This is a genomic window from Planococcus sp. A6, assembly GCF_028823615.1.
Taxonomy (GTDB): domain Bacteria; phylum Bacillota; class Bacilli; order Bacillales_A; family Planococcaceae; genus Planococcus.
Map to the genome: position 1 here is coordinate 1 of NZ_JAPEHT010000132.1, position 8,795 is coordinate 8,795.

The following is an 8,795-nucleotide window of genomic DNA, read 5'->3' on the forward strand; positions in this document are numbered from 1 at the left end:
GTTTTTTGCTGTGGGATGGACTTTCGCCTGGAATGAATAATGGCAGATTTCAACGATAGGGAGGCAATTGGAGCGGAATTGCGGTACGATGGATAAATAGACCAAAAGTTTTGACTATTTCTGCATGAATCTTTTCATGCAGCTAGGAGCGAGTGTCCTGTGAACAATAAATTCCTTTTCGCGTTTCTCGTCATCATTACCACCAGTTTGATGGGGTCTTCGTTTGCGGTCGGCAAAATCGGCCTCGAACACGTTTCGCCGCTGCTGTTAGTCGGAATCCGTTTCACGATTGCAGGCATCTTGATGGCCATATTCGTCAAACTGTTCAAGCGCAAGCATCCACGGCAGCGTGCCGAATGGCTGCACATTCTCATCATCGGCTTTTTCCAGACCGCTGGTGTCATGGGCTGCATTTTCCTGAGCCTTCGGACGATCACGGCCGGAGAATCCGCCATTTTGACGTTCACCAATCCTTTATTAGTGGTGATTTTCGGCACAGTTGCACTCGGCATTCGCTACCGCATCGTTCAATGGGGAGGGGTGCTGCTCGGGTTTTTCGGTGTCTTCATTACGATGGGCAGCCAAGTGAACTTGGAAGTCGGCACGTTGTTCGGCTTCGGCAGTGCCGTGTCCTGGGCAATTGGCACGTTATTGATCAAGCATTGGGGCATTCGGCTCGATACGTGGGTGCTGACGGCGTATCAAATGCTGTTTGGTGGCTTGATTTTGCTGATGGCAAGCAGCTTATTGGAACCCCAGCGAATGGCCATCAATACAGAATCGCTATTCATCATTTTCTGGCTGGCGATTCCCGCGTCGATCATCCAGTTTGCGATTTGGTTTTTCCTGCTGCAAAACGGCAATCCGGGGAAAGTGAGTGCCTTTTTATTCCTGGCGCCATTTTTTGGTGTCATCTCAGGATGGCTTATTTTAGGGGAGCAAGTCGGGGTGTCGCTGATCATTGGGGGCGCGTTGATCTTTGCAGGCATATTCATGGTGAATTGGCCGGAAAAGCGGCCGGAAGCAGCAATTCCTGGAAAAGCCATATGAAGGAGTATGATAGCAGATTTATGTGAATAACGGATGCTGTGGATCGATAACAGGCAGCAACCAAATCTAAACTGCAGCTAGGAGCCAGCCCGAGCGGTTTATGGCAACTGAAAAACCGACGGAACCAAAAGACACTGAAGGATTACGGAAATACAGCGATGCATAAATGAACCGCAGAATCATCAGCAGGCTGACGACTTACGAGTCGAATTGATTTGCGAGAAGCTGACAATCAACTAAACCCAAACCGGAACGGCTGATCAATAGCTGAACCGGTTTGGATTTTTTAAATTCGCATATCATTTTAATGAACGCAGCGTTCTTAGATAAAAACCGATAAAATCACTCATTTCACTGAAAATCTCAGTTTCGTCTCACTGTCATGAGTATACTTATTAAATGAAACGAAACTTCCTATAATTTATATTATGTAAACTAAATTTTAAAAAGCGTGTTTTGGAACATTCAGCCGGCCCCCATCGCTCAAACAATGCTTTTCTGGAGACCGGCTTGTGTTCATTTCAAATGATCGTTTAAGATGCTTTCTTCCAGCACTCCGAATTTATCACCGTGCACTTTCTCGATATGCATTTCACCCCACTGGCACAACGAATCCAAAATGCCCTGCAAGCTCCAGCCGTATTCGCTTAGTTCGTATTCGACTTTTGGCGGCACTTGGTTGTAGACGATTCGGTTGATGACGCCATCAGCTTCTAATTCACGCAATTGCTGTGTCATCATCTTTTGCGTGATGTTCGGCATCAGGCGCTTCAACTCACTCGTCCGTTTCGTGCCATGCGTCAAATGACAGAGAATTACCGTTTTCCATTTGCCGCCGATTACTTCCAGCGTAGCTTCCACTGAAATATTATATTTCTTCACCATTTCTTATCCCTCCAATAGGCACTAAAAAGTACCTACAGCACTTTAAAGTACGTACTTCCTTTTGAAAACCTCGTCATCCATACTAGCATGTATCGAACAAAACGAGTCGATAAAAACGTTTTTGGAGGAGAAAAAATGTCTGCATCACAAAAAAGAAGCAATTTCGCTTTATTGGCATTGGCGCTTAGTGCCTTTGCCATCGGCACCACCGAATTCATCAGTGTCGGCTTGCTGCCGTTGATCGCCGAAGATTTAGGGATTTCCGTCAGCACGGCAGGTTTGACTGTTTCATTGTATGCACTCGGCGTCATGGTCGGTGCCCCGGTGCTGACCTCTATCAGCGCAAATGTTCCTCGGAAGTCTTTGCTGCTATGGATTATGGTCGTCTTCATTATCGGGAACTTGATCGCGGCAACAGCATCGACAGTTGGTGTTTTACTCGCTGCACGAGTCGTTTTTTTATGGCGATCGGCGCTACAATTGCCGCGGATTTAGTACCGGAAAACAAGCGAGCAAGCGCCATTGCAATGATGTTCACCGGGTTGACGGTAGCTACTGTGACCGGTGTCCCCTTCGGCACTTTCCTGGGGCAACAGTTCGGCTGGCGCTTCGCGTTCATGGCGATTGTCGCACTTGGTGTCGCCGCATTGATCGGCAACGCTTTATTGGTGCCAAGTGATTTGAAAAAAGCGGCGCGCACCACATTGCGTGATCAAGTCAAGCTGATAACGAATGGCCGTTTGCTGTTGGTCTTTGCCATTACGGCGCTCGGCTATGGCGGCACGTTTGTCGTCTTCACCTATCTGTCCCCCTTGCTTCAGCAAGTCACGGGCTTTGCAGCTGGAACCGTAACAATCATCCTCTTCGGGTACGGCATCGCCATTGCTGCGGGCAATACGATCGGCGGCAAATTGGCCAATCGCAATCCAATCCGGGCATTGTTCTATATGTTCTTGATTCAAGCTGTCATCTTGCTCATTTTATCGTTTACAGCCCCTTTCAAAATCGCCGGCTTAATTACCATCCTCTTAATGGGCCTATTCGCGTTTATGAACGTTCCAGGGCTTCAAGTCTATGTGGTCATGCTCGCTGAGCGTTATGTGCCGAGCGCTGTAGACACAGCCTCTGCCATTAACATTGCTGCCTTTAATGCAGGGATCGCCATCGGAGCGGTGCTTGGTGGATCTGTGGCAGATTCGATTGGCCTGATCCATACGCCTTGGATCGGTGCGGTTATGGTCCTTGGGGCCGTGTTGCTGAGTGCGTGGAGCCGCAGCTTGGAGCAAGGTACTGAGCGAAAAGCTTCAGCTGTTGTCCGGAAATCCGTCACGATGTAAAGGAGTTCATCTACTCCATAAAAACCCCGTCCCCGGAATTGCTTCTGGGACGGGGTTTTTCGCTTTATTTTCATTAGACAAATACAATTCAACCAATTATTTGTATTGATTGCTGCGTTTCATGTCCCGAATAGCTTGAATTGACAGCCTAACGAGCAAAATGACGCATAAGAACAGCCCTCCATATGCGGCAGTATTCAAGTAAATCGCGTACACCGTATCGATGAATTGGGCGATGGCCAATAAGGCAGCCGAGATGAACCCGAATGTAATCCCCGACATCAACAAAACAAACCTGGAGAACAACTGCATGACAAACCCCGAGTTGTGCTTATCGGAAAACACATCGTGGTGCAAAATGATCTTGCCGCCTTCTACGCGCCGGATCAATTGGTCGATGCGTTTCGGCAATTTGGCGACTTCCGGCAAAATCAACACTAATTCCTCTTCGATGCGTTCTTTTGTTGCAAGCGGTTGTTTGAACGGTTTTTTCAACACAGATGTCTTGTATTCTTTCGCAAAGCTTTTCGATTCCGTGAACATGTCGAATTTTGGGTCAATGGTGTGCAAAGTGCTGTCTAGGCTAATCAACGACCTGAGCGCGATTCCGACAGATGGATAAAACGCTAAGCCGAATTCACGGGTGACATCAAATAAGGAATGAATCAATTCAGCGGTCGGAATGCGGTCGACATAGGAAATCTTTAATAAAATTTCCCCGATGGCTTGTTCAAATTTCGCCCCGTCGAGCTTCTCGCCATTTTCCACTAGCTTTCTGACGGCATCATGGACGATGCTGGCATCGTTTTGCTGGATGCCGATGATAAAATGATTGAGCGCTTCTTGCTGAGGCGCTGTTAAGCGACCGACCGAACCGAAATCAAGCAAAATCGGTTGGCCGTCCGTTTCATCAATAAAGATGTTGCCAGGGTGCGGATCGGCGTGGAATATGCCGGAAAACAGCATTTGTTCCAGAAATGAAAATAGCACCGTGCGCCCGAATTTTTTCGGCTCAACAGCAAAATGGCGGAACACCGCATCGCCTTTGGAAATGCTTTTACCTTGGAAATACTGCATGACGATAATCGTTGAATTGCTGTATTCCCTGTAGACTTTCGGGATTTTGACTTGATTTTTGCTGTCTTCCAAAGCATTGCTCACTTGGATCATATTGCGCATTTCGATTTCAAAGTCGATTTCCTCACGTAAGCCATTGGCGAAGCCAACCGCCAGTTCACGGAATCCGATATTTTGCGCCCAAGTGGATTTACTGGACACCCATTCGGCAAATTCCACCAATATGTCCAAATCATCACGCATAATGGCGCTCACTTCAGGCCGTTGCATCTTGATGATGACTTCTTCATTGGTCTTGCGCAGCACGCCCCGGTGAATCTGGCCGATCGATGCCGATGCGAGTGGTTCTCTTTCGAGCTTGGAAAACACTTCTTCAATGGGCTGTGTCATGGATTTTCTCAGGATTTCCGTCACTTGTTCTTTCGGCAAGGCTTTGACGTTTTGTTGCAGCTGGCTCAGTTCCTCGATGAAGACAGGTGCGAACAAATCCGTCCGTGTTGATAATACTTGGCCGAATTTGATGAACACGCCCCCGGCTTCTTCAAGCGTCCTGCGGAAAGCAACCGCAAGCTCCCGGTTGTTTTCGCGATGCCGCGCATACTTCAATGTGCTGGAAATGCCGTTCTTGACCGCAATCTCCAGCACTTTGCTTAAACGTTTCTGGCGTCTCCAACGGCTGCGCAGCCTTTTCCAGATAAATTTGCGGTTCGTAATGCGTTCACCACGGTCGCCAAGTTCGATCGGGTCGAATAATTCCAGTATTAAGTAAAACAGCATCGAAATCATTAACATGCTGCCGATCCAAATGACGGTGCTGGTATCTGTCAACATCGTCGCGAATGCATCATCCATGAATTCGGTATAACGTAAATAGGAATACCAATACACAAATGTGGTTAAGACAATCCCTAACACAACAGATAATATTCGTTTTGTGAAATTCACTTTCGACCCCATCAAACGGCCGCTGACGAAATAGATGAAAATGGCGATGACCAGCATTTCTGCAATCATCCGTACATATATGACCATTCGCGGACTCCTTTCTTTGCACCACTATACCTGCAATGAATTATCGGTTCGTCTTTTGTTGGAATACAACTATTGTTTTTCTATATAAGTAGTTTCGAGGTATCGCAAAGCCCTTCCTGCTTTTTGTCCTCAGTGAATGAATTTCGATTGTTGGCGGTTTTTTGTTTTTTTCAATAAACCTTATGTAGTTAATTACATTTCTATTTTTTATTCGTCCATTTCCTCTCCAAACCGGACTTTTTTTAGCTTTCACGTTCGGCTTGTTCCTTGACCCTGCTCATAAAATTCAACACGGTATTCCGTGCTGCCTTTTTGCTGCCCGCCAAAAGCATCATCTTCCCCGTGACGCTTATGCCTTTGTTTTGCCCTTCATAAATAAAGCGCGTGCTTTGTGATGACTCTTTTTCCAAACTGAACCCATAGCGCACTTCGAACATGTGACCCATCTCAAAAGCCGTCTCCCGGTATTTTCTGTCAGGTTCATCCACATAGGATAAAGTTTCAACGATATAGCGTTGCTGCTGTTTCCCCTCTGTATACACTTGCGCGTGTTTAGCGCCTGTGGCATTATTCTCTCCTTCGAGCAGGTCATGCGATTCCACTTTTGGCATAATGCGCTGGATCTGCTCGTCCTGGAACAATTTCCAAACTTTTTCGATCGGTGCGTTGATAACCATTTGCTCTTTCCATTTGACCATTTTTCCCACCCTTTCATGAACTCTTTTCTACAATTTCCGTAAATGCTTACTGCTGCCCTTTGATTCCGTTACAATGAAAACAGCAAAACGATTATGGAGTGATTTGATGAGAACCTCAACGATTTTATTTATTTTTCTACTGGTGATGCATCTATTGACCGTCCTCAACACCTTGTTGTTTGGCGGCAATTTAAATGATCTTGTGTTCTGGTTCAATTCCGCCTTGTTTATGGCGGCGCTGGCGATGTTTGTTTACCGGCGCGGCATATTCGATGCCAAAGAAGCGCCTCCGTCAGAACCTGCAAAAAAACGCAAATGATTTGGTGTCAGCAGCAATTCCTCAATACCCTGTAAAACACCGCCTGAAATGGGCGGTGTTTTTTCATTCAATTCTTTTCATATGACTGAAGAATTTCTTCACATTTACCGGACAGCATGCCAGACCCCACGAAGCCTTGCAACAAGCCTTTGACAGTCAAGTTCGTGAATTTATGGCCCAAGACCGCTGCCTGCTGTTCAAAAGCTTTTATATCGCCACTATAACCGCGGATCAATTGCGTGAACCCCTGGAGTTCAGCTTTTGATAAATCATGCACCACAATGGCTTCATGGACGGTCGGCTCACGCATTTTATCTTCCATTACCTCCCCGAGCAACGCCAATAAAGTCCGGTTGTGAAACTTCAGCTTTTCGATTTCCTGGTGCATGCTTGTCAGTTCACTTTGTTCCATGTGTCAAGCTCCTTTTAGCTTTTGTAATCACTTTGCCTTGGCATCCAACACTTCGAGATGGTCGATGAAATTGTATTTTCGGATTTCCCAGCGCTCGCTAACATACGCCAAGTGATTCATGCCTCCATTTTGCAAACGGATTTCACCATCGTATTCACCGTGCGCCAATTGTTCAAGGATGGCATTGATGACGCCTCCGTGTGCCACGACGAGCACTCGATGGTTTCCGAACTGCTCATTGAGTTGTGCAAGACCTTTTGATAGCCTGCCATGAAAGGCTTGTGGCTGCTCTTGGCCTGGATAGTTTTTGTCCGGATACAAGCCGTAACGTTCCTCTGCTGTCATGCCTTCTGCTTTGCCGAAATGCTTTTCCTGGAACTCAGCCATTTCGACGATCGGCAAACGCATCGTTTCATTGATGATCGCCGCAGTCTGCTTCGCGCGTTTGAGGGGGCTCGTCACGATGACGTCCCACGCTTCTTTCGTCAAATGCGATCCACATGCCCGTGCTTGCGATTTTCCTGTTTCGTTCAGCGGCACATCCGTCGTTCCTTGAATGCGGCCGATCTTATTCCATTCTGTTTCTCCGTGCCGAATAAGGCAGATTGTCGTCATCGTCCTCTACTTCCTTTCCGCTGTTATGTGATTGACTTGCTGCTGGCCTTCAATCTTCGCCTTTTGTTGTTTTACGTTGTTTGCTCCAGCGCCAGAACATGATCGCTTCTCCGATTACTACACCAATCGCCCCTGCCGCGACCAAGGTCGATGTATCCGGGTCATCGTTGATCAACAATGCAATGACGACACCCAGAACAAGCCCACTCAGTAAAACGGCATACGCATTTTTGCGTGATTTCAGATAATCCACTGTCTCGCACCCTTTCTTGCTGCTTATTATTCCATCTTGCCGAAGTTTTCCTGAGAACGCAAGAATTGTCAGCACCCACTTGCCTGTTCTTCTATCTTGTCTTGTAAGCTTATTTTTGAATTATTAAATAACCTTATGTAGTTTAATACATGTTAATCAAACTTAAAGACATCAAAAAAATAGAGCCCATTTCGGCTCTATTTCGTTTCAACCACAAACGATGTCATTTTTGTTATCTCCAGTTTGCTGTCTCCTTTCCATTCATAAAAATCGCAATAGCAGTATGTGCGTTCCCGATTGTTGCCGCCTTTGGCAGTCATAACGCCTTTTACCACTCCTTCATGCCCTTCAGCAATCACAGTGTCGATTTTAAAAGCCATTTGCGTATAATCCTGCATCCCGAAAGCCGCATCCACTAATGCCTGCCTGCCCTTCAACGGCATCGTCCCGACCATGATCCATTCCACATCGTCCGAAACATGCTGTTCAATGAATTCTTTCCTGCCTTTGAAAAAAGCGTCGTTGAAGTCCCTCAAAAAGTCGGCCGTGCTGCTGGTTTTCATGGTTTCCCCTCCCTCATGCTGTCCGTGCGGTCATATTTAATGAATGATTCATAAAAATTTATCTGAATATTCAACTTATTTACATTTTACTCTCTTTCTGCCTGTCTGCCTAGTCTGTTGTTCCATTTTCCAATTAGTTTTCACCACTTTGGTTCATCCTTTCAAGCTTGTGCTTAACAAAGGCGACCAGAAAACCTTATAATGGAGAAATGCACATCTGCATAAGGAGGAGAAGACAACAAATGGCCAAAAAACAATTTTTCATTACTGCAGAAGAAGGCTTGCATGCGCGTCCCGCTGCAGCACTCGTCAGCGAAGCGAACCGCTTCCAATCAGAACTATCGCTAGAATTCAAAAACCGAACCGTCAATTTGAAATCCATACTCGGTGTGATGGGACTTGGAATTCCGACCCGCTCCACCATCACGATCCATGCGGATGGCCCAGATGAACAAGAAGCAATTGCCCGCACATCCGCCCTGTTATTTGAAAAAAGCATGATTGATGCTGATCAATGAACAATTTTGGCTTTAAAAGAAGTTATCGCTCGCTGT

10 protein-coding genes and 1 pseudogene are annotated in these 8,795 nt (G+C 46.4%); 4 read left to right on the forward strand and 7 right to left on the reverse strand.

From position 1 onward, the window contains the following. Positions 1–159: 159 nt before the first annotated feature. Complete coding sequence (locus tag ON064_RS15325) at positions 160–1,050, forward strand: DMT family transporter (RefSeq protein WP_274625461.1); 891 nt, start codon at positions 160–162, stop codon at positions 1,048–1,050. A gap of 516 nt (positions 1,051–1,566) precedes the next feature. Here the strand turns inward: ON064_RS15325 and ON064_RS15330 are convergent. After that, positions 1,567–1,935, reverse strand: coding sequence for a winged helix-turn-helix transcriptional regulator (locus ON064_RS15330; protein ID WP_274625462.1), 369 nt, complete (start codon positions 1,933–1,935; stop codon positions 1,567–1,569). Between the two features lie 135 nt (positions 1,936–2,070). Between ON064_RS15330 and ON064_RS15335 the strand changes: the two are divergent. Continuing rightward, positions 2,071–3,272 (forward strand): annotated as a pseudogene (locus ON064_RS15335) (MFS transporter). Positions 3,273–3,368: 96 nt separating this feature from the next. Here ON064_RS15335 and ON064_RS15340 read toward each other — a convergent pair. Both ON064_RS15340 and ON064_RS15345 read right to left on the reverse strand, forming a co-directional pair. After that, on the reverse strand, positions 3,369–5,381 hold the full coding sequence (locus tag ON064_RS15340; protein ID WP_274625463.1) for an ABC1 kinase family protein: 2,013 nt from the start codon (positions 5,379–5,381) through the stop codon (positions 3,369–3,371). A gap of 242 nt (positions 5,382–5,623) precedes the next feature. After that, complete coding sequence (locus tag ON064_RS15345; RefSeq protein WP_274625464.1) at positions 5,624–6,079, reverse strand: SRPBCC family protein; 456 nt, start codon at positions 6,077–6,079, stop codon at positions 5,624–5,626. Between the two features lie 106 nt (positions 6,080–6,185). Here ON064_RS15345 and ON064_RS15350 point away from each other — a divergent pair, with 106 nt between their 5' ends. Further along, positions 6,186–6,398 carry a hypothetical protein gene (locus tag ON064_RS15350; RefSeq protein ID WP_274625465.1) on the forward strand — a complete coding sequence of 71 codons (213 nt, stop codon included), beginning with the start codon at positions 6,186–6,188 and terminating at the stop codon, positions 6,396–6,398. Between the two features lie 67 nt (positions 6,399–6,465). Here the strand turns inward: ON064_RS15350 and ON064_RS15355 are convergent, their stop codons facing one another. The 4 genes from ON064_RS15355 to ON064_RS15370 all read right to left on the reverse strand — a co-directional run bounded on the left by ON064_RS15355 (position 6,466) and on the right by ON064_RS15370 (position 8,241). After that, on the reverse strand, positions 6,466–6,810 hold the full coding sequence (locus ON064_RS15355; protein ID WP_274625466.1) for a hypothetical protein: 345 nt from the start codon (positions 6,808–6,810) through the stop codon (positions 6,466–6,468). Positions 6,811–6,837: 27 nt separating this feature from the next. Then, complete coding sequence (locus ON064_RS15360) at positions 6,838–7,425, reverse strand: histidine phosphatase family protein (protein WP_274625467.1); 588 nt, start codon at positions 7,423–7,425, stop codon at positions 6,838–6,840. A 49-nt stretch (positions 7,426–7,474) separates the two neighbouring features. Next, positions 7,475–7,678 carry a hypothetical protein gene (locus ON064_RS15365; RefSeq protein WP_274625468.1) on the reverse strand — a complete coding sequence of 68 codons (204 nt, stop codon included), beginning with the start codon at positions 7,676–7,678 and terminating at the stop codon, positions 7,475–7,477. Positions 7,679–7,875: 197 nt separating this feature from the next. Next, positions 7,876–8,241 carry a nuclear transport factor 2 family protein gene (locus tag ON064_RS15370; protein ID WP_274625469.1) on the reverse strand — a complete coding sequence of 122 codons (366 nt, stop codon included), beginning with the start codon at positions 8,239–8,241 and terminating at the stop codon, positions 7,876–7,878. 242 nt (positions 8,242–8,483) lie between these two features. Between ON064_RS15370 and ON064_RS15375 the strand changes: the two genes are divergently transcribed. Then, positions 8,484–8,759 carry an HPr family phosphocarrier protein gene (locus ON064_RS15375; protein ID WP_274625470.1) on the forward strand — a complete coding sequence of 92 codons (276 nt, stop codon included), beginning with the start codon at positions 8,484–8,486 and terminating at the stop codon, positions 8,757–8,759. The last annotated feature ends 36 nt before the right edge of the window (positions 8,760–8,795 follow it).

What these genes read in the sequence shown, in the direction of transcription:
- ON064_RS15330 (WP_274625462.1), bottom strand. Translation starts at nt 1,935, where the DNA reads ATGGTGAAGAAATATAATATTTCAGTGGAAGCTACGCTGGAAGTAATC.
- ON064_RS15340 (WP_274625463.1), bottom strand. Translation starts at nt 5,381, where the DNA reads ATGGTCATATATGTACGGATGATTGCAGAAATGCTGGTCATCGCCATT.
- ON064_RS15345 (WP_274625464.1), bottom strand. Translation starts at nt 6,079, where the DNA reads ATGGTCAAATGGAAAGAGCAAATGGTTATCAACGCACCGATCGAAAAA.
- ON064_RS15350 (WP_274625465.1), top strand. Translation starts at nt 6,186, where the DNA reads ATGAGAACCTCAACGATTTTATTTATTTTTCTACTGGTGATGCATCTA.
- ON064_RS15355 (WP_274625466.1), bottom strand. Translation starts at nt 6,810, where the DNA reads ATGGAACAAAGTGAACTGACAAGCATGCACCAGGAAATCGAAAAGCTG.
- ON064_RS15360 (WP_274625467.1), bottom strand. Translation starts at nt 7,425, where the DNA reads ATGACGACAATCTGCCTTATTCGGCACGGAGAAACAGAATGGAATAAG.
- ON064_RS15370 (WP_274625469.1), bottom strand. Translation starts at nt 8,241, where the DNA reads ATGAAAACCAGCAGCACGGCCGACTTTTTGAGGGACTTCAACGACGCT.
- ON064_RS15375 (WP_274625470.1), top strand. Translation starts at nt 8,484, where the DNA reads ATGGCCAAAAAACAATTTTTCATTACTGCAGAAGAAGGCTTGCATGCG.